At 74.1% G+C, this 18,038-nt stretch carries 17 protein-coding genes; 15 read left to right on the top strand and 2 right to left on the bottom strand.

Annotated elements, in window-relative coordinates; genetic code table 11:
• Positions 1 to 113: 113 nt before the first annotated feature.
• The 14 genes from fbaA (at position 114) to BLW85_RS18905 (ending at position 14,876) form a co-directional block, all read left to right on the top strand.
• Complete coding sequence (gene fbaA / locus BLW85_RS18970; protein ID WP_070024190.1) at positions 114 to 1,136, top strand: class II fructose-bisphosphate aldolase; 1,023 nt, start codon at positions 114 to 116, stop codon at positions 1,134 to 1,136.
• A 70-nt stretch (positions 1,137 to 1,206) separates the two neighbouring features.
• Positions 1,207 to 2,697, top strand: coding sequence for an MFS transporter (locus tag BLW85_RS18965; RefSeq protein WP_070024188.1), 1,491 nt, complete (start codon positions 1,207 to 1,209; stop codon positions 2,695 to 2,697).
• 53 nt (positions 2,698 to 2,750) lie between these two features.
• Positions 2,751 to 3,164, top strand: coding sequence for a DUF3151 domain-containing protein (locus BLW85_RS18960; protein WP_070024186.1), 414 nt, complete (start codon positions 2,751 to 2,753; stop codon positions 3,162 to 3,164).
• A 150-nt stretch (positions 3,165 to 3,314) separates the two neighbouring features.
• Positions 3,315 to 4,160 (top strand): tryptophan 2,3-dioxygenase family protein, encoded by an 846-nt coding sequence (locus BLW85_RS18955; RefSeq protein WP_074992672.1) that lies wholly within the window; start codon positions 3,315 to 3,317, stop codon positions 4,158 to 4,160.
• On the top strand, positions 4,153 to 5,337 hold the full coding sequence (gene kynU / locus BLW85_RS18950; RefSeq protein ID WP_074992671.1) for a kynureninase: 1,185 nt from the start codon (positions 4,153 to 4,155) through the stop codon (positions 5,335 to 5,337). The genes BLW85_RS18955 and kynU overlap by 8 nt, the downstream gene beginning before the upstream one ends.
• Before the next feature lie 168 nt (positions 5,338 to 5,505).
• Positions 5,506 to 6,387, top strand: coding sequence for an alpha/beta hydrolase family protein (locus tag BLW85_RS18945; RefSeq protein WP_074992670.1), 882 nt, complete (start codon positions 5,506 to 5,508; stop codon positions 6,385 to 6,387).
• A 147-nt stretch (positions 6,388 to 6,534) separates the two neighbouring features.
• A complete protein-coding gene (locus tag BLW85_RS18940; RefSeq protein WP_074992669.1) occupies positions 6,535 to 7,494 on the top strand; it encodes an alpha/beta hydrolase in 960 nt (319 codons plus the stop codon).
• Positions 7,487 to 8,722: an acyltransferase family protein gene (locus BLW85_RS18935; protein WP_074992668.1), complete on the top strand. Its 1,236-nt coding sequence runs from the start codon at positions 7,487 to 7,489 to the stop codon at positions 8,720 to 8,722. The genes BLW85_RS18940 and BLW85_RS18935 overlap by 8 nt, the downstream gene beginning before the upstream one ends.
• Before the next feature lie 10 nt (positions 8,723 to 8,732).
• On the top strand, positions 8,733 to 10,130 hold the full coding sequence (locus BLW85_RS18930) for a sensor histidine kinase (RefSeq protein ID WP_244174881.1): 1,398 nt from the start codon (positions 8,733 to 8,735) through the stop codon (positions 10,128 to 10,130).
• Complete coding sequence (locus BLW85_RS18925) at positions 10,127 to 10,807, top strand: response regulator (protein ID WP_070024177.1); 681 nt, start codon at positions 10,127 to 10,129, stop codon at positions 10,805 to 10,807. The genes BLW85_RS18930 and BLW85_RS18925 overlap by 4 nt, the downstream gene beginning before the upstream one ends.
• A gap of 101 nt (positions 10,808 to 10,908) precedes the next feature.
• The gene (locus BLW85_RS18920) at positions 10,909 to 12,258 is read left to right on the top strand and encodes a sensor histidine kinase (protein WP_074992667.1); all 1,350 of its coding nucleotides are present in this window, start codon (positions 10,909 to 10,911) and stop codon (positions 12,256 to 12,258) included.
• A complete protein-coding gene (locus BLW85_RS18915; protein ID WP_070024172.1) occupies positions 12,255 to 12,920 on the top strand; it encodes a response regulator in 666 nt (221 codons plus the stop codon). The genes BLW85_RS18920 and BLW85_RS18915 overlap by 4 nt, the downstream gene beginning before the upstream one ends.
• A gap of 45 nt (positions 12,921 to 12,965) precedes the next feature.
• Positions 12,966 to 14,186 (top strand): cytochrome P450, encoded by a 1,221-nt coding sequence (locus BLW85_RS18910; protein WP_074992666.1) that lies wholly within the window; start codon positions 12,966 to 12,968, stop codon positions 14,184 to 14,186.
• An 87-nt stretch (positions 14,187 to 14,273) separates the two neighbouring features.
• Positions 14,274 to 14,876: a Uma2 family endonuclease gene (locus BLW85_RS18905; protein WP_074992665.1), complete on the top strand. Its 603-nt coding sequence runs from the start codon at positions 14,274 to 14,276 to the stop codon at positions 14,874 to 14,876.
• A 9-nt stretch (positions 14,877 to 14,885) separates the two neighbouring features.
• Here the strand turns inward: BLW85_RS18905 and BLW85_RS18900 are convergent, their stop codons facing one another.
• Together BLW85_RS18900 and BLW85_RS18895 are read right to left on the bottom strand one after the other, a co-directional pair.
• Positions 14,886 to 16,394, bottom strand: a complete 1,509-nt coding sequence (locus tag BLW85_RS18900) for an ABC transporter permease (RefSeq protein ID WP_244175037.1) — start codon at positions 16,392 to 16,394, stop codon at positions 14,886 to 14,888.
• An 83-nt stretch (positions 16,395 to 16,477) separates the two neighbouring features.
• Positions 16,478 to 17,449, bottom strand: coding sequence for an ABC transporter ATP-binding protein (locus tag BLW85_RS18895; protein WP_074992663.1), 972 nt, complete (start codon positions 17,447 to 17,449; stop codon positions 16,478 to 16,480).
• Positions 17,450 to 17,523: 74 nt separating this feature from the next.
• Here BLW85_RS18895 and BLW85_RS18890 point away from each other — a divergent pair, with 74 nt between their 5' ends.
• Entirely contained in the window at positions 17,524 to 18,024 is a 501-nt protein-coding gene (locus BLW85_RS18890; RefSeq protein ID WP_074992662.1) for a GbsR/MarR family transcriptional regulator, read from the top strand.
• Positions 18,025 to 18,038 lie beyond the last annotated feature (14 nt).

The raw sequence follows: 18,038 nt of genomic DNA, 5'->3' as shown, positions 1-18,038 counted from the left end.
GGCGCCGTCCGGTACCCCCCGTCTGGAAAGATGGGGCCGACGACGACGTCACCCATCAGGTCTAGGTCAGGGCCGTACGCAGAACACGAACCCGCAACACAAGGAGCGGACAGATGCCCATCGCAACCCCCGAGGTCTACGCCGAGATGCTCGACCGGGCGAAGGCAGGCAAGTTCGCCTACCCGGCCATCAACGTGACCTCCAGCCAGACCCTGCACGCGGCGCTGCGCGGCTTCGCGGAGGCGGAGAGCGACGGCATCGTCCAGATCTCCACGGGTGGCGCCGAGTTCCTCGGCGGCCAGTACAGCAAGGACATGGTGACCGGCGCGGTCGCGCTCGCCGAGTTCGCGCACATCGTCGCGGAGAAGTACCCGGTCAACATCGCGCTGCACACCGACCACTGCCCGAAGGACAAGCTCGACGGGTACGTCCGTCCGCTGATCGCCCTGTCGAGGAAGCGCGTCGACTCCGGTCTCCCCCCGCTGTTCCAGTCGCACATGTGGGACGGCTCCGCCGAGACCCTCGCCGACAACCTGGAGATCGCGCAGGAGCTGCTGGAGCAGGCCCGCGCCGCCAAGATCATCCTGGAGGTGGAGATCACCCCGACCGGCGGTGAGGAGGACGGCGTCTCGCACGAGATCAACGACTCGCTGTACACCACGGTCGACGACGCGATCCGCACGGCGGAGGCGCTGGGCCTCGGCGAGAAGGGCCGCTACCTGCTGGCCGCGTCCTTCGGCAACGTGCACGGCGTGTACAAGCCGGGCAACGTGGTCCTGCGTCCCGAGCTGCTCAAGGAGCTGAACGAGGGCGTGGCCGCGCGGTTCGGCAAGGAGTCCCCGTTCGACTTCGTCTTCCACGGCGGCTCCGGCTCCACCGAGCAGGAGATCCAGACCGCGCTGGAGAACGGCGTGGTGAAGATGAACCTCGACACCGACACCCAGTACGCGTTCACCCGCCCGGTCGCCGGCCACATGTTCGCGAACTACGACGGTGTCCTGAAGGTGGACGGCGAGGTCGGCAACAAGAAGGCCTACGACCCGCGCACCTGGGGCAAGCTGGCCGAGGCGGGCATGGCCGCCCGCGTCGTCGAGGCCACGCAGCACCTGCGCTCGGCGGGCAACAAGATCAAGTAAGCGGTACGGCCACGGCGGGTCCGGCGTCCTCATGGCGCCGGGTCCGCCGTATCGCTGTATATGTGGGGGCATGCCCGATGTCCGGCTGGGTTCGTCCCAGGGCACCTGGATCCTGCTCACCACGGTGCTCGGCTCCAGCATGGCCATGCTGGACTCGACCGTCGTCAACGTGGCGCTGCCCCGCATCGGCCGCGACCTGAACGCGAGCCTGGGCGCCCTGCAGTGGACCGTCAACGCGTACATGGTCACGCTGGCCGGGCTGATCCTGCTCGGCGGTTCGCTCGGCGACCGCTACGGCCGCCGGAAGGTGTTCGTGATCGGGGTGGTCTGGTTCGCCACCGCCTCCCTGCTGTGCGGCATCGCGCCGACCTCGGGTCTGCTGATCGCCGCGCGGGCCCTTCAGGGCATCGGCGGGGCGCTGCTCACCCCCGGCTCGCTGGCCCTGATCCAGGCGTCCTTCCATCCCGACGACCGGAGCCGGGCCGTCGGCCTGTGGTCCGGGTTCGGCGGGATCGGCGCGGCCGTAGGACCCTTCCTGGGCGGCTGGCTGGTCTCCGGGCCCGGCTGGCGCTGGGTCTTCCTGCTGAACGTGCCGCTCGCCCTGCTGTGCGTGCCGGTGGCCCTGCGGCACGTGCCCGAGTCCGCCGACGAGGGCGCCCACGGCCGCTTCGACGTCCTCGGCGCGGTGCTCGGGGCCCTCGCCCTCGCGCTGCTGACCTACGCTCTCATCGAGGCGCGCGGCGGTACGGCGGCGGTGGTGGCCGGCGCGGTCGCCGGGCTGGCCGCGGCGGTCGCCTTCGTGTACGTCGAACGGCACCACCCCGACCCCATGCTGCCGCCGGACCTGTTCGCCTCCCGCCAGTTCACGGCGGTCAACCTGGTCACGCTGTGCGTGTACGCGGCCTTCGGCGGCTTCTTCTTCCTCACCGCGCTCCAGTTGCAGGTGGCGGTCGGCTGGTCCCCGCTGGTCGCGGGCACGGCGCTGCTGCCGACCACCGCCTTGATGCTGCTGTTCTCCTCCGGCTCGGGCGCGCTGTCCGACCGCACCGGGCCCCGCCTGCCGCTGACCGTGGGGCCGCTGCTGTGCGCGGCGGCGATGCTGCTGATGCTGCGGGTCGGGCCGGGGGCGAGCTACCCGGTGGACGTGCTGCCCGCGCTGCTGGTGATGGGCGCGGGGATGGTCGTCCTGGTCGCGCCGCTGACCGCGACGGTCCTCGCCTCCGTCGACACCGCGCGGGCGGGCGTGGCCAGCGGCATCAACAACGCGGCGGCGCGGGCGGCGGGCCTGGTCGCGGTCGCCGCGCTGCCGCTGCTGGCGGGGATGGGGGCGGACGCGTACCGCTCCGCGACGGCGTTCGACGCGGCCTTCCGGCGGGCGATGCCGATCTGCGCGGGGGTGCTGGTGGTGGGCGCGGGTCTGGCGTTCTTCCTGGTCAAGGGCAGGCCGACGCCGGACTGCCGGCACCCGCAGCGGCACACGCACTGCGCGCTCACGGCCCCGCCGCTGGAGCCGGACGGCGGCACCGGCCGCCGCCTCGGCACCGGGACCCGCGGGACCTGAGCGAAGGACGACGCGCCCCGCCGCGACGACAGCGCATACGCGAGACTGAACCCATGACCATTCACGAGAACCTGCTCGGCGGACCGCCCCCGACCCATCTGCCCGACGACCCGGAGCCCCGGGAGCAGCTCGCCGGGGGCACCGCCCCCGCGGAGGTCGCCGCCGCGCACCCCACCTCCTCCCTCGCCTGGGCCCAGCTGGCCGACGACGCCTTCGAGCGCGGCGCGGTCGTGGAGTCGTACGCCTACGCCCGCACCGGCTACCACCGGGGTCTGGACGCGCTGCGCCGCAGCGGCTGGAAGGGCCACGGCCCCGTGCCCTGGGAGCACGAGCCCAACCGCGGCTTCCTGCGCGCCCTGCACGCCCTCGCCCGCGCCGCCCAGGCCATCGGCGAGCAGGAGGAGTACGAGCGCTGCACCCAGTTCCTGAAGGACTCCTCGCCCACCGCGGCGCAGACCCTCGGCTGATACACCCCGTGTCACCTGTGTGGCCCGTCTGGCAGCAGGCGGGCCTTGCCGTACCCGGGGTGATTGCGGAGGATGCGAGTGGGGACCGGGGCCCCCGTGCCGGCATCGGCAGGGGCGGACCGCTACCCGGAGTAACAACAGGAGACAGCGATGTCCCAACAGGCTCACCCCCACGAGGCCGCTGAGCCCGAGACCCCGCATCTCGACTTCGCCGGTACCACGCCGTACGAGGACTACGTGCGCGCGGACCTGCTCACCCACCTCCAGCACACCCTCTCCGACGATCCCGGAGAGATGGTCTTCCTGGTCACCACCCAGGTGATGGAGCTGTGGTTCACGGTGCTCGTGCACGAGTGGGAGACCGCCGCGAAGGCGCTCCGCTCGGACGACGTGCCGACCGCGATCGCCGCGCTGAAGCGTTCCGTGCGCGAACTGGAGGCCCTGAACGCCTCCTGGACCCCGCTCGCCGCCCTCACGCCCGCCCAGTTCAACTCCTACCGCGGCGCGCTCGGCGAGGGGTCCGGCTTCCAGTCCGCGATGTACCGGCGCCTGGAGTTCCTGCTCGGCGACAAGTCCGCCTCCATGCTCGTTCCGCACCGCGGCGCGCCCCGCGCGCACGCGGAGCTGGAGAAGGCGCTGCACGAGCCCAGCCTCTACGACGAGGTGCTGCGGCTGCTGGCCCGCCGCGGCCACGCCGTCCCGGACGCCGTCCTGGAGCGCGACGTCGCCCAGCGCTACGAGCCTTCGGAGGCCGTCGAACAGGTCTGGGCGCGGGTCTACTCCGGCGACCAGGACGGCGAACTGGTCCGGCTCGGCGAGGCGTTGACCGACGTGGCCGAACTGGTGTGGCGCTGGCGCAACGACCATCTCGTCGCCACCCGCCGCGCGATGGGCGCCAAGGCCGGTACCGGCGGCTCCGCCGGGGTCGCCTGGCTGGAGAAGCGCGCCCGCAAGAACGTGTTCCCCGAGCTGTGGACGGCGAGGTCCCATGTCTGAACTCAACCTGCGGGCCGAGCGGTTGGACGCGGCGGACGCACTGGCGCCGCTGCGCTCCCGGTTCGCCCTGGACGACGTGGTCTACCTCGACGGCAACTCCCTCGGCGCGCTGCCCGCGCACGTGCCCGACCGGGTGGCGGACGTCGTGCGCCGCGAGTGGGGCGAGCTGCGCATCCGCTCCTGGACGGAGAGCGGCTGGTGGACGGCGCCGGAGCGGATCGGCGACCGGATCGCCCCGCTGGTCGGCGCGGCACCGGGACAGGTCGTGGTGGGCGACTCCACGAGCGTCAACGTGTTCAAGGCGCTCGTGGGCGCGGTGCGGCTGGCCGGCGACGACCGCACCGAGATCCTGGTGGACGCCACCACCTTCCCCACGGACGGCTACATCGCCGAGTCGGCGGCCCGGCTGACCGGCCGTACGCTGCGCGCCCTGACGCCCGACGAGGTGCCGGGCGCGCTCGGTCCGCGTACCGCGGCGGTGCTGCTCAACCACGTCGACTACCGCACCGGCCGGCTGCACGACCTGCCCTCGCTGACGGCCGCGATCCACGCCGCGGGTGCCCTCGCGGTCTGGGACCTGTGCCACAGCGCGGGCGCGCTGCCGGTGGGGCTGGACGAGCACGGCGTCGACCTCGCGGTCGGCTGCACCTACAAGTACCTGAACGGCGGCCCGGGCGCACCGGCGTTCCTGTACGTGCGCCGCGAGCTGCAACCGCGCTTCGACTCCCCGCTGCCCGGCTGGAACTCCCATGCCGAACCCTTCGGCATGAGCCCGCGGTACGCCCCGGCGCCGGGCGCGGCGCGCGGGCGCGTCGGCACCCCGGACATCCTGTCCATGCTGGCCCTGGAGGCGGCGCTGGACGTCTGGGACGGCGTGGACATCGACGCCGTGCGCGCCAAGTCCCTCGCGCTGACCGACTTCTTCCTGGAGTGCGTGGCCGCGTACACCGAGCCGGGCCGGGTGGAGCCGGTGACGCCCGCGGAGCACGGGCGGCGCGGCAGCCAGGTCTCGCTGCGCTGCGACGACGCCGGTGAGGTGATGAAGCGGCTGATCGAGGCGGGCGTCGTGGGCGACTTCCGGCAGCCGGACGTGCTGCGCTTCGGTTTCACGCCGCTGTACACGACGTTCGCGGACGCGGAGCGGGCGGCGCGGATCCTGGGCTCCCTGCTGAGGTAGTCCCGGTGGGCGCCGGGGGGCGGCTTCCCGAAGGCCCCCGGCGCCGCCGCGCGTTCCCGCCCCCGCCCCCGTACCCGCACGTCATCCGCCTGATACCGTCCCGCCAACGGCCGCCGTGATCATCCCGCCCGGTCGCCGAACGCCGCCCCGTCGATGAGAGGTTGGAGCATGCCGGACGCAGCCGCAGCAGCCCGTGCCGCCGCCGAGGAAGAGTCCGCGTTCTCGCACGCCCCCGTCGCGCCCGACGCCACCGCGGCCTACGGCACCCACCCCGACCAGGTGATCGACTTCTACGCGCCGCGCACGGCGGGGGACACCCCGGCGCCGCTGGTCGTCGTCCTGCACGGCGGTGCCTGGCGTGCCCGCTTCGACCGTCGACACGCCACGCCCTTCGCGGACTTCCTGGCCCGCAGGGGCTTCGCGGTGGCCAACGTCGAGTACCGGCGCGGCGGTGACACCGAGGGCGAGGGCGAGGGCGCCACCCCGCCCGCCGGCCGCTGGCCGGACACCTTCGCGGACGTGGCCGCCGCCCTGGACGCCCTGCCGGACCTGGTCCGCGAGGCGCTGCCGGGCGCCGATCGGCGCCGTACCGTCCTCACCGGTCACTCGGCGGGCGGCCACCTCGCCCTGTGGGCCGCGGCCCGGCACGTCCTGCCCGCCGACTCGCCCTGGCGCACCCCCGGACCCGCCCCGCTGCGCGGCGTCGTCGCCCTCGCCCCGCTCGCCGACCTGGCGGTGGCCGAGGAACTGGGCTCCTGCGAGCACGCGTCCCTGCAACTCCTCGGCGGACCCGAGCACTTCGAGGCACGCCGGCCGTACGCCGACCCCGTCCTCCTCCTGCCGACGGGCATCGCCACCACCGTCGTCCAGGGCCGCGCCGACCTGGTCGTGCCACAGGAGGTGGCCGAGTCGTACGCGGACGCCGCGGCCAAGGCGGGGGAGGTGGTGGGCCTGACGCTGCTGGCGGACGTCGGCCACTTCCCGCTGATCGACCCGGCGGCGGACGCCTGCGCGGTCGTCGCGGAGGAGATAGCCCAGCTCGCCTGGTGAGCCCCGGGCGCCGGCCCGGTCATACCCGTAGTACCTGAGAGCCACCCCGCGGGACGGCTCCCCGGCGGGACGCCGACGACACCCCTCGGTCCATAACTTCCTTACCGGTCAAGCCCGATGGACGGGCCGGCCGGAAGGAAGCCGACCATGGGGCACCCGACCCGCACCCGACGCCGCCGAGCGCGCCGCGCACTCGTCGCCGCCCTGCTCACCGCGGCCCTCACCGTCCCCCTCTCCGCCGCGGCCCGCCCCCGCATTCCGGCCCCCGCTCCCGCGGCCCTCCCGCGCCTCACCCCGGCCACCCTCGCCGCCGCCTACGCCGCGAACCGCGCCGACGCCGGCCGCGCGGCCGGGACGGCCGCCGCGCACGGCGACTCCCGGCGCGCCGCCGCCGACCGCGCCCTGGCCGCGGCGGACCGCCGGCTGCTGGCGTTCGACGGGCGGGGCGCGGGCCTCGCCACCGAGGTGTTCGGCGATCTCGCCCACGCCGACCACATCGCGGTCCTGGTCCCCGGCTCGGACACCTCCCTGGACACCTACGCCCGCTTCCACCGGGCCGCCGCCGCCCTGCACGCCGCCACTGGTCCGCGCACCGCCGTGGTCGCCTGGCTCGGCTACACCACCCCCGGCACCGTCAGCACCACGGTGACCACCACCACCCGCGCCGACGAGGCCGCTCCCCGACTGCGGGCGCTGGTACGGCAGTTGCGCTCCCTGGTGCCCGCCCGCGCGCACCTCTCCCTGATCTGCCACTCCTACGGCTCGGTCGTCTGCGGCCGGGCCGCGCGCGGGCTCGACGCGGACGACATCGTCCTGGTCGGCAGCCCCGGCACCGGCGCGGACGACGTGCCCGACCTGGGCACCACCGCCCGCGTCTGGGCGGCGCGCGGCACCGGCGACTGGGTGGCCTATGTGCCGCACGTCCGCGCCGACCTGCTCCTCGCCACCGTCGGCTTCGGCACCGACCCCGTCTCCCGCGGCTTCGGCGCCCGGGTCTTCGACGCGGGCGCGGCCGGCCACAGCGGCTACTTCACCCCGGGCTCGGCCTCCCTCGCCAACCTGGCCCGGATCACCCGCGGCGAGACCTCCGAGGTGACCCGTGGCTGAGCGCACCGACAACTCCGGCATACGACAGGCGGTACGGCGCGGCGCCCGGCACATCGACGCCGCCACCCCCGACTCCCGCGACCGTGCCGTGGACGCCCTGCGCGCCTGGGCGATCCTCGGGGTCGTCCTCGGCCACTGGCTGGTCACCGCGCTGGTCGCCCACGACGGCGGGCTGCACACCGCGAGCCCCCTGCACCGCATGCCCTGGCTGGCCCCGATCTCCTGGGCCTTCCAGACCCTCGCGCTGTTCTTCCTGGTGGGCGGGCACGTGGCCACCAGGAGCCTGGCCTCGGCGCGGGCCCGCGGGATGTCGTACGGGCAGTGGCTGCGCGCCCGGCTCATCCGCCTCGTCCGCCCGGCCGTCGCCCTCCTGTGCCTGTGGGCCGTGGTCACCGCGGGCCTGCTGCTCACCGGCGCCCCGCCGGACACCGTCCACACCCTCGTCAAACTGGCCCTGTCCCCGCTGTGGTTCCTGCTGGTGTTCGCCGCGCTGACCGCCGTGACTCCGCTCGTCGCCCGCCTGCACCCCCTGTGGCCGCTCGCGGTGGTGCTGCACGTGGACGTGCTGCGCTTCGGGCTGCACCTCGGTCCCCACTGGCTCGGCTGGGTCAACCTGGCCGCGGGCTGGCTGGTCCCCTACACCCTCGGCGCCGCCTGGACCCGCGGGGAACTGGACACCCGCCGCGCGGGCTGGACCCTGCTGGCCTGCGGTGCGGCGGCCACGGCGGCCCTCGTCGCGCTGGCGGGCTATCCGGCCGCCATGGTCGGCGTGCCCGGCGCGGCGGTCTCCAACCTGAACCCGCCGACCCTCGCCGCCGTCACCTTCGGCCTCGCCCAGTGCGGACTCGCCCTGCTGCTGCGCGACCGGCTGCGCCGCGCGATGCGCCGCCCGCTGCTCTGGGCGGCGGTGGCCACCGTCAACCTCTCCGCGATGACCGTCTTCCTGTGGCACCAGACGGCCCTGATGGCCACCACGGCCGCCGCGCTCCCGGCCGGCCCGCTGCCCGGGCTGCACACCGCCCCCGACGGCCCGGCCTGGATCGCCGTACGACTGCTGTGGCTGCCGGTGTTCGCACTGGTCCTGGCGGTGTGCTGGGGTGCGTTCCGGTCCTGCGAGCAGGGCGGGGGCCGCCGGTCGCGGGCGCGGCGCGGCCGGGTCGTCCGGGTGCACCGGGGCGGCGCGGAACCGGGGGCCGCCCCCCGTGTCGGCCCTGGGACGCGTGTCTAAGGTGGTGGGCGTGACGGAAACGGGGGGTCGTCGGGGGTTCGCGGTGCGCGCGGACGGGGTGCGGCGGGGGCTGCGGGTGCTGCGGGACGACCTGTGCACCGTGCGGCGCGATCCGCTGCCCGCGTTCGTCTGGGTCCGCTGGCTGCCGCACGGACTGGTGTCCCTGGCCGCGTTCGGGGTGGCGACCGGCGGTGTGGCGCAGCTCGCGAACAACGGGGGGCTGAGCCTGGGCGCGGCCTTCGCGATCGGTCTGGCGCAGGGCGCCGCCCCGGTACTCGCGCTGGGGCGGCCCCTCGCCGCCTGGTGGCTGTCTCTGACGGCGGCCCTGGTGTGCGCCGCCGCGGTGCACGGGGGGCTCGGCCGGACGCCCGGGGTGGTGTTCTCCTGGCCCTGGACCGCGGCCGGGATCATCGCGCACCTGCTCGTCCTGCTGCTGCTCGCGCTGCGGGTGCGCGCCCGGGTGGCGATCGAGGCCCTGGCCCTGACGGCGCTGCTCACCTGGGCCCTGGAGGGGGTTTGGGGCGGGCAGGTATACCAGCCGACCGGGGTCGCCGCGGTGGTGCTGTCCGCGGTGGTCGTGGTGCTCGGCATCGCCGTGCGCGGCCGTCAGGAGGCACGCGCCGAACTCGTGGAGCAGACCAGCCTCACCGCCGAGGAACGGGCCCGCCGCACCCTCCTGGAGGAGCGCAGCCGGATCGCCCGGGAACTGCACGACGTGGTCGCCCACCACATGTCGGTCATCTCCATCCAGGCCCAGGTGGCACCGCACCTCGTGGAGCGGCCGCCGCCCGAGCTGATCGAGAACCTCGCGGGCATCCGGCAGAACGCGCTGGAGGCCCTGACCGAACTGCGCCGGGTCCTCGGGGTGCTGCGCTCCGAGCACCCGGAGGACCCCGAGGGCCCCTACGGGCTCGGCGCCCCCGGCACCGGCGCCGCCCCCGACGCCCCCCAGCCCACCCTGGCCCGGCTCGGCACCCTGCTCGACAACACCCGCGCCGCCGGGATGGAGGTGAGTGCCGAGGTACGGGGGAGGGTGCGGCCGTACGCCCCGGGCGTGGAGCTGTCGGCGTACCGGATCGTGCAGGAGGCGCTGAGCAACGCGCTGCGGCACGCGCCGGGATCCACGGTGCGCGTCGAGGTCGCGCACCGCCTCGACGGACTGCACCTGGAGATCGTCAACTCCCGCCCGCGGGAAGCGGTTCCGCCCTCGCCGGGCGCCGGGCACGGGCTGCTCGGCATGCGCGAGCGGGCCGCGATGCTCGGCGGCCGGGTCACCGCCGCCGCGACCCCGCAGGGCGGCTTCGCGGTCACGGCCTTCCTCCCCGGCGGCGGCACCCGGCCCGAGGGCACCCCGCCCGACGGGCCGTCCCCGGCCCCCTTGCCCACGACAGGAGAACAGACCCCATGACGAGCGGCGCCGGCACCATCCGCGTACTCATCGCCGACGACCAGGAGATGGTGCGGCAGGGCTTCACCGTGCTGCTCGACGCGCAGCCCGGCATCGAGGTGGTCGGGCAGGCGGTGGACGGACGCGACGCCATCGCCAAGTCCGCCGAACTCGGTCCGGACGTCGTGCTGATGGACATCCGGATGCCCGAACTCGGCGGCATCCAGGCCACCGAGCACATAGCGGCGGCCCAACCGGGCGTCAGAGTCCTGGTGCTGACCACCTTCGACCTGGACGAGTACGTGTACGACGCGCTGCGCGCGGGTGCCTCCGGGTTCCTCCTCAAGGACGCCTCCGCCGACAAACTGGCCGAGGCGGTACGGGTGGTGGCCGGCGGCGACGCCCTGCTCGCGCCCGGTGTCACCCGGCGCCTCATCACCGAGTTCTCCCGGCTGGACGGCGGCCGCCGCTCCCCGCTGCGCCGGCGCGTCGGCGAGCTGACCGAGCGGGAGACCGAGGTGCTGGCGCTGATCGCGCAGGGACTCAGCAACGCGGAGATCGCCGGGCGGCTGGTGGTGGCCGAGCAGACCGTGAAGACGCACGTGGGCCGCATCCTGGTGAAGCTGGGGCTGCGCGACCGCACCCAGGCCGCGATCTTCGCCTACGAGTCCGGGCTGGTCCGTCCCGGCACCCGCTGAGTTCCCCGTCCCGAAGGCCGCGTGTAGTACCTGAGACGGACCCCGCGGAACCCCTCTCCAAGCTGACGACCGGAACCGGTCCGCCGCCTACCGTTCTCCCCGTGACCGAGACGACGCACACGCACCCGACCCCGCCGGCCGGGGCCGGCCGGCCGCGCAGCCCGGAGTTCCGGCTGGCGGCCGACGCCCTCGCCGGGCTGCGGCAGGACCTGTTCCACGGGGCCTTCGCCTACCGCCCGCTGCCCCGCCTCGGCCCCGGCAGCCGGCTGGTGCGCGGCCGTTCGGGCCGGATGCGGGAGTACGCCGCCTGGGCCCCGCACGGCCTGGTGGCCTTCCTCGGCCTGGTGGCCATGTGGCTGGGCATGCTGCGCAGCGACATCTCCGGAGCGCCGACCCTGCTGTGCGGGCTGCTGTCCCTGGTGCCGGTCCTGCTGACCCTGGTGCGGCCGGCCGGAGCCTTCTGGCTGTCCCTCGTCGCGTCCCTGGTCAGCGGCGTGGTCAGCGAGGACTACTGGGGCGGGATATGGACGCCGGGCACCTTCTTCTCCCACCTGGTGGTGCTCACCGTCGTGGCGGTCCGCACCCGCCCGCGCACGGCGGCCTGGATGTGGGTGCTGACCGGGGTGTACGGCTCCTTCGCCAGCTGCCTCCTCACCCGGGTGGACGGCAGCAGCCAGGTCGCCCAGATGCAGGTGCTGTCCGCGCTGGTCCTGCTGGTGGTCGCCGTACGGCAGATCCGCAGGCAGGCCGCGGAGGAGGTCACCGCGCAGCAGTCGGTGACCGAGCACGAGCGCTCGCGCCGCACGCTGCTGGAGGAGCGCACGACCATCGCGCGCGAGCTGCACGACGTGGTCGCCCACCACATGTCCGTGGTGGCCATCCAGGCGGAGGCCGCACCGTACCGGGTGCAGAACCCGCCGCCGGAGCTGGAGAAGGCGTTCGCCACCATCCGGGAGAACGCGGTGGCGGCCCTGACCGAGCTGCGCCGGGTCCTCGGGGTGGTCCGCGCCGAGGACTACGAGGCCCCCGACGCCCCGCAGCCCACCCTCGCCGACCTCGACGCGCTGCTCGCCAACGTCCGCGAGGCCGGTCTCGACGTGACGAAGGCGGTGACCGGCGCGGTGCGCGGACTGCCGCAGGGGGTGGAGCTGTCCGCCTACCGCATCGTGCAGGAGGCGCTGAGCAACACCCTGCGGCACGCGCCCGGGGCGAGCGCCCGGGTGGAGATCGGCTACGTCCTCGGCGGCCTGGGCCTGCGCGTCGTCAACGGCCCGCCGCCCGCGCCGAGCCTGGTGAAACCGTCACCGGGCGCGGGGCACGGGCTCACCGGGATGCGGGAGCGTGTCACCATGCTGGACGGCGAGATGACGACGGCCCGGACGGACGAGGGAGGCTACGAGGTGACGGTCTTCCTGCCGGTCCCGGCCCCGGAGACCGAGGGCGGCGCATGACGATCCGCGTACTGGTCGCGGACGATCAGATGATGGTCCGCGAGGGCTTCTCCGTCCTGCTGAACGCGATGCCGGACATCGAGGTCGTCGGCGAGGCCGTCAACGGCCGGGAGGCGGTGGACCGGGTGCGGCAACTCGCCCCGGACGTCGTCCTGATGGACATCCGCATGCCCGAACTGAACGGCATCGAGGCGACCCGCGAGATCGTGGCGGCGGACGCCGCGGCCAAGGTGCTGGTGCTCACCACCTTCGACCTGGACGAGTACGTCTACCAGGCGCTGCGCGCGGGTGCCTCCGGGTTCCTCCTCAAGGACGCCTCGGCCCGCCAACTCGCCGACGGCGTACGGGTGGTGGCGGCCGGCGAAGCGCTCCTCGCTCCCTCGGTCACCAAGCGCCTGATCTCCGAGTTCTCCCGCCTACCGGAGGCCAGGCACCCGCTGACCGTCGCCCACACGGCCTACGGCGACCTCACCGAGCGCGAGACCGAGGTCCTGGTCCTCATCGCCCAGGGCCTGTCCAACGCGGAGATCGCCGAACGCCTGGTGGTCGCCGAGTCCACCACCAAGACCCATGTCAGCCGCATCCTCGTCAAACTCGGCCTGCGCGACCGCACCCAGGCCGCGGTCTTCGCGTACGAGGCCCGCCTGGTGACACCCGGCTGACGCGCGCCCCTGGTCAGAACGCGCCCCGCGGGTTAGCGTCCGGGCATGTCAGGGCCACACGACCTCGCTTTCGACCCCTGGGACCCCGCGTTCCTCGCCGACCCCTACCCGGCCTACGCCGAACTGCGTGCGCGCGGCCGGGTGGTCCGGTACGAACCGAGCGACCAGTGGCTGGTGCCGCACCACGCGGACGTCTCGGCGCTGCTGCGGGACCGGCGGCTGGGGCGGACGTACGGGCACCGGTTCTCGCACGAGGAGTTCGGCAGGCAGGCGCCCCCGCCGGAGCATGAGCCGTTCCACACCCTCAACGACCACGGGATGCTCGATCTGGAGCCGCCGGACCACACCCGCATCCGGCGCCTGGTGTCGAAGGCGTTCACCCCGCGCACGGTGGAGCGGCTGAAGCCGTACGTGGAAAACCTGGCGAACGAGCTGGTGGCGGGGCTCGTCCGGGACGGCGGCGGGGACCTGCTGGCGGACGTGGCGGAGCCGCTGCCGGTGGCGGTGATCGCCGAGATGCTGGGCATCCCGGAGGCGGACCGGGGGCAGCTGCGGCCCTGGTCGGCGGCGATCTGCGGGATGTACGAGCTGAACCCGTCGGAGCGGACCGCGGCGGCGGCGGTCCGCGCCTCGCTGGAGTTCTCCGAGTACCTGCGGGGGCTGATCGCGCACCGCCGCGAGCATCCCGGCGAGGACCTGGTCTCCGGGCTGATCGCCGCGCACGACGAGGGCGACCGGCTGACCGAGCAGGAGATGATCTCCACCGCCGTACTCCTGCTCAACGCCGGTCACGAGGCCACCGTCAACGCCACGGTCAACGGCTGGTGGGCGCTGTTCCGCAACCCCGGCCAGCTCGCCGCCCTGCGCGCCGACCACTCCCTGGTGCCGACCGCGGTCGAGGAGCTGATGCGCTACGACACCCCGCTCCAGCTCTTCGAACGCTGGGTGCTGGACGACATCGAGATCGACGGCACCACGATCCCGCGCGGCGCCGAGATCGCCATGCTCTTCGGTTCCGCCAACCACGACCCGGCCGTCTTCGCCGACCCCGGCCGCCTCGACCTCACCCGCCGGGACAACCCCCACATCTCCTTCAGCGCCGGCATCCACTACTGCATCGGCGCCCCCCTGGCCCGCATCGAACTGGCCGCCTCCATGACCGCCCTGCTCCGCCAGGCACCCACCCTCGCCCTGGCGGCGGAACCGGCCCGCAAACCGAACTTCGTGATCCGGGGCCTGGAGGGGCTGCGCGTGGAGGTGCGCTGATCACCCGTCCGGCTGATCACGCGGCTGTTTTGGCATATGCCTGCCGTCCGCACGGCACGCTGGTGCCCGCCTTACGAGGAGGGCACCATGACGGTTATGGCAGAGCGCGAGTTGCAGTCGGCCCAGATGTCGGTGGAGGAGTTCGAGAGGATCGCCGAGTCCGCGGCCAGGGAGACCGACGACACCGTCAGGTTCGAGTTCATCAACGGACGGATCGGGGTCAAGAAGGTGCCTGACGGCGACCACAACAGCATCGTGCTCTGGCTGATGAAGCAGTGCATGCAGGCGCGGCCGGACCTGGACCTCTACCAGGGGCAGGGCCTGAAGGTGGAGGAGTACCGCGAGGGGCGGGTCCGGCCGGACGCCGTTCTCGTGCCCGAGGACCACTACGCCGGCCACGGTGAGTGGGCCGATCCGGCCGGCGCGCTCCTGGTCCTCGAGGTCACCTCCCATGACTCCGACACCGACCGGCGCGACCGCCAGGAGAAGCCCGTGGCCTACGGCGCGGCCGGGATCCCCTTCTACCTGCTGGTCGACCGCGACGACCACACGGTCACCCTGTTCAGCGACCCGACCCCGGGCGTCGGCTACCGCGACACCCACAAGGAGGCGTTCGGCGCGAGGCTGACGATCCCCCAGCCACTCGGCATCGAACTCGACACTGAGAGACTGAAGCGGTACGTCGACTGACCCGCCCCCTCACCCCGCCACGTCCCGCCTCCGCAGCCCCGCCAGCCCCGCCGCCACCAGCAGTGCGGCGAGCCCGGTCAGGAGCAGCAGCGGCGGCCAGTGCACCGCGCCGCCCGGCAGCTTCGGGAGGTGGGCGAAGGGGGAGAGGTCCAGGAGGGCGCGGGGGGCCTTCAGGGCGGGGCCGACCCAGCCGAGCAGCAGGACCGCGCCCGCGACCGCCCACGCGGCGCCCGCACCGCGCGGCAGCACTCCGTGGAGCAGGACCGCGATGCCGCCGATCACCCAGATCGCGGGCAGCTGCACCAGACAGGCGGCCAGCAGGACGCCCGCGTCCTTGCCGTACCCGGCGGCGAAGCCCAGACCGGTGAGGAGCATCAGCAGCGCCGCCCCGCCGAAGGCGATCAGCAGGTGCCCGGCCGCCCAGCGCAGCCGGCCGACCGCGCCCGCCAGCACCGGTTCGGCCCGCCCGGAAGCCTCCTCGCCGTTCAGCCGCAGCACCGACTGCACGACGTACAGCGCCGCGACCAGCCCCAGCATCCCGGTCAGCGCGGCGAGCAGCGCGTCATCGAGCGCCGCCTGCCCGCCCATCCGCCGGAACAGCTCCCGCGCCTGGTCGTTGCCGCGCACCAGGTCCGCCGCGCCGGTCGCCACCGCGCCGTACACCACCCCGGCGACGAAGAACCCCGCGCTCCAGCCGAGCACACTGCCCCGCTGCAACCGCCAGGCCAGCGCCCCCGCGCCGGCGAGCCGCCCGGCGGCGGGTCCCGGCCGGGTCGGCAGGAAACTCATGCCGACGTCCCGGCGCGCGGCCAGCGCGTAGGCGAGCGCGCCCTGGACCAGTACCGCCGCCGCGAACAGCGCGAGCACCCACCAGCGTTCGCCCGCGAAGGGCCGCAGGTTCTCCAGCCAGCCGAGCGGGGACAGCCAGGTCAGCATCGAGGAGCCGTCCGGGGACGCCGCGTCGCCCGCCGCCCGCAGCACGAACGCCGCGCCCAGCACCGCCGCCGTCAGCCCCCGGGCGAGCCGCGCGCTCTGCGTCAGCTGGGCCGCGATCGCCGCCGTGGTCGCGAACAGCAGCCCGACCCCGCCGACCCCCAGCCCGAACGCCACCGCCCCCGGGCCGCCCTGCCCGGCCAGACCCGCCGCGATCAGCGCGGCCAGGACCGCGTTCGCGCCCGCCGCCGTCAGCAGCGCGGCCGTCAGCGGGGCCCGCCGCCCGACCATCCCGGACGACACCATCTCCTGCCGCCCGCTCTCCTCCTCGTCCCGGGTGTGCCGCACCACGACCAGCAGGCTCACCACGGCGGCGAGCGCGCTCGCGTACACCCCGACCCGCCAGGCGGTGAGCGCGCCCAGCGAGTCCGCGAAGACCGGTCCGACCATGGCGCGCAGCGAGGTGTTCGCCGTCATCTGGTGCATCAGCGCGGCGCGCGCGGCCGGGGTGCCATAGACGCTCCGCAGGGCGTTCGGCATGGTGAGGACCATCAGCGCGATCACCGCGAGCCACACCGGGACCATCACCCGGTCCCGGCGCAGCGCGAACCGCGCCAGCGTGCCGGTACCGGCGAACGACCGGTGGCCGCCGCCCCCTGCCGTCCTGTTCACACCGTCACCTCGTCCGCACCGGTGCCGTCGGCGTCGTCCGCGTCGTCCGCGTCGTCCGTGTAGTGCCGCAGGAAGAGTTCCTCCAGCGTCGGCGGGGTCGAGGTCAGCGTGCGCACGCCGGACTCGCCGAGCACCCGCAGCACGCCGTCGAGCCGGTCGTTGTCGACCTGGAGCCGCACCCGATGGCCCTGCACGTCGAGGTGGTGCACCCCCGGAAGGTCCGCCAACGCGCCGGGTGAGCCCGCGAGTTCGGCGCTCACGCTGGTCCGGGTCAGATGCCGCAGCTCGGCCAGCGAACCGCTCTCCACCGTCCGCCCCTTGCGGATGATGCTGACCCGGTCGCACAGCTGCTCCACCTCGCCGAGGATGTGGGAGGAGAGCAGGACCGTACGGCCGCGCGCCCGCTCCTCGCGCACGCAGCTCCGGAAGACCTCCTCCATCAGCGGGTCCAGGCCCGAGGTCGGCTCGTCCAGGATCAGCAGGTCCACGTCCGAGGCGAAGGCGGCGACCAGGGCGACCTTCTGCCGGTTGCCCTTGGAGTAGGTGCGGCCCTTCTTCGTCGGGTCCAGCTCGAAGCGCTCGATCAGCTCGGCCCGCCGCCGCGGGTCGAGCCCGCCCGCCCGCCGCCCGGCCCGCTCCCCGCGGCCCCCTTGGCGCAGCCGGCCGAACAGGTCGATGACCTCGCCGCCGGAGAGGTTGCGCCACAGCGTCACGTCGCCGGGCACGTAGGCGATCCTGCGGTGCACCTCCACCGCGTCCCGCCACGGGTCGCGGCCCAGCACCCGCGCGGCGCCCGCGTCGGCGCGCAGCAGCCCGAGCAGCACCCGGATGGCGGTCGACTTGCCGGCGCCGTTGGGGCCGAGGAAGCCGTGCACCTCACCGGTCTCGACGTCGAGGTCGAGACCGTCCAGCGCATGGGTACGGCCGAAGGACTTGTGGAGTCCGGCGACCGTGATTGCCTTCGTCATGACCCCGAACGTACGCTTCTTTCAGAAATTTGTGAAGTTACCGAATGTCCCTAATGTTGGGTACGGTTGACCCCATGACGGAAGCGGAGGGGACACAGCCGGCGGGGCGGGACCCCGAGGCGGTCTCGGCGTTCGTGGAACACTTCGCGGCCCAGCTGGTCGAGGCGGGCATGGCCCGGATGCCCTCGCGCGTCTTCGCCGCCCTGCTCGCCTCCGACACCGGCACCCTGACCTCCGCCGAGCTGGGCGAACAGCTTCGGATCAGCCCGGCGGCCGTCTCCGGCGCGGTGCGCTACCTCGCCCAGGTGCACATGGTCTCCCGCGAACGCGAACCCGGTTCGCGCCGGGAGCGCTACCGCGTGCACAGCGACCAGTGGTACGAGGCCCTCACCAACCGCGACGCCATCATCAAGCGCTGGGAGGACGCCCTGCGCGAGGGCGTCGTCAGCCTCGGCGCGGACACCCCCGCGGGCCGCCGCCTGGCCGAGACGCTGGCCTTCTTCGAGTTCATCGAGAAGGACGTGGCGGAGATGATGGAACGCTGGCGCGCCTACCGGGACGAGAAGTACCGGTGATCTCCGGGGCGCGT

The organism is Streptomyces misionensis (assembly GCF_900104815.1).
In the GTDB taxonomy this organism is placed as follows: Bacteria; Actinomycetota; Actinomycetes; order Streptomycetales; family Streptomycetaceae; genus Streptomyces; species Streptomyces misionensis.
This window is presented reverse-complemented; position numbering and strand designations above follow the sequence as displayed.

Bases quoted from the DNA above. Each gene is read 5' to 3' on its own strand.
- fbaA (WP_070024190.1), top strand. From the start codon at position 114: ATGCCCATCGCAACCCCCGAGGTCTACGCCGAGATGCTCGACCGGGCG.
- BLW85_RS18965 (WP_070024188.1), top strand. From the start codon at position 1,207: ATGCCCGATGTCCGGCTGGGTTCGTCCCAGGGCACCTGGATCCTGCTC.
- BLW85_RS18960 (WP_070024186.1), top strand. From the start codon at position 2,751: ATGACCATTCACGAGAACCTGCTCGGCGGACCGCCCCCGACCCATCTG.
- BLW85_RS18955 (WP_074992672.1), top strand. From the start codon at position 3,315: ATGTCCCAACAGGCTCACCCCCACGAGGCCGCTGAGCCCGAGACCCCG.
- kynU (WP_074992671.1), top strand. From the start codon at position 4,153: ATGTCTGAACTCAACCTGCGGGCCGAGCGGTTGGACGCGGCGGACGCA.
- BLW85_RS18945 (WP_074992670.1), top strand. From the start codon at position 5,506: ATGCCGGACGCAGCCGCAGCAGCCCGTGCCGCCGCCGAGGAAGAGTCC.
- BLW85_RS18940 (WP_074992669.1), top strand. From the start codon at position 6,535: ATGGGGCACCCGACCCGCACCCGACGCCGCCGAGCGCGCCGCGCACTC.
- BLW85_RS18925 (WP_070024177.1), top strand. From the start codon at position 10,127: ATGACGAGCGGCGCCGGCACCATCCGCGTACTCATCGCCGACGACCAG.
- BLW85_RS18915 (WP_070024172.1), top strand. From the start codon at position 12,255: ATGACGATCCGCGTACTGGTCGCGGACGATCAGATGATGGTCCGCGAG.
- BLW85_RS18910 (WP_074992666.1), top strand. From the start codon at position 12,966: ATGTCAGGGCCACACGACCTCGCTTTCGACCCCTGGGACCCCGCGTTC.
- BLW85_RS18905 (WP_074992665.1), top strand. From the start codon at position 14,274: ATGACGGTTATGGCAGAGCGCGAGTTGCAGTCGGCCCAGATGTCGGTG.
- BLW85_RS18900 (WP_244175037.1), bottom strand. From the start codon at position 16,394: ATGGTCCCGGTGTGGCTCGCGGTGATCGCGCTGATGGTCCTCACCATG.
- BLW85_RS18895 (WP_074992663.1), bottom strand. From the start codon at position 17,449: ATGACGAAGGCAATCACGGTCGCCGGACTCCACAAGTCCTTCGGCCGT.
- BLW85_RS18890 (WP_074992662.1), top strand. From the start codon at position 17,524: ATGACGGAAGCGGAGGGGACACAGCCGGCGGGGCGGGACCCCGAGGCG.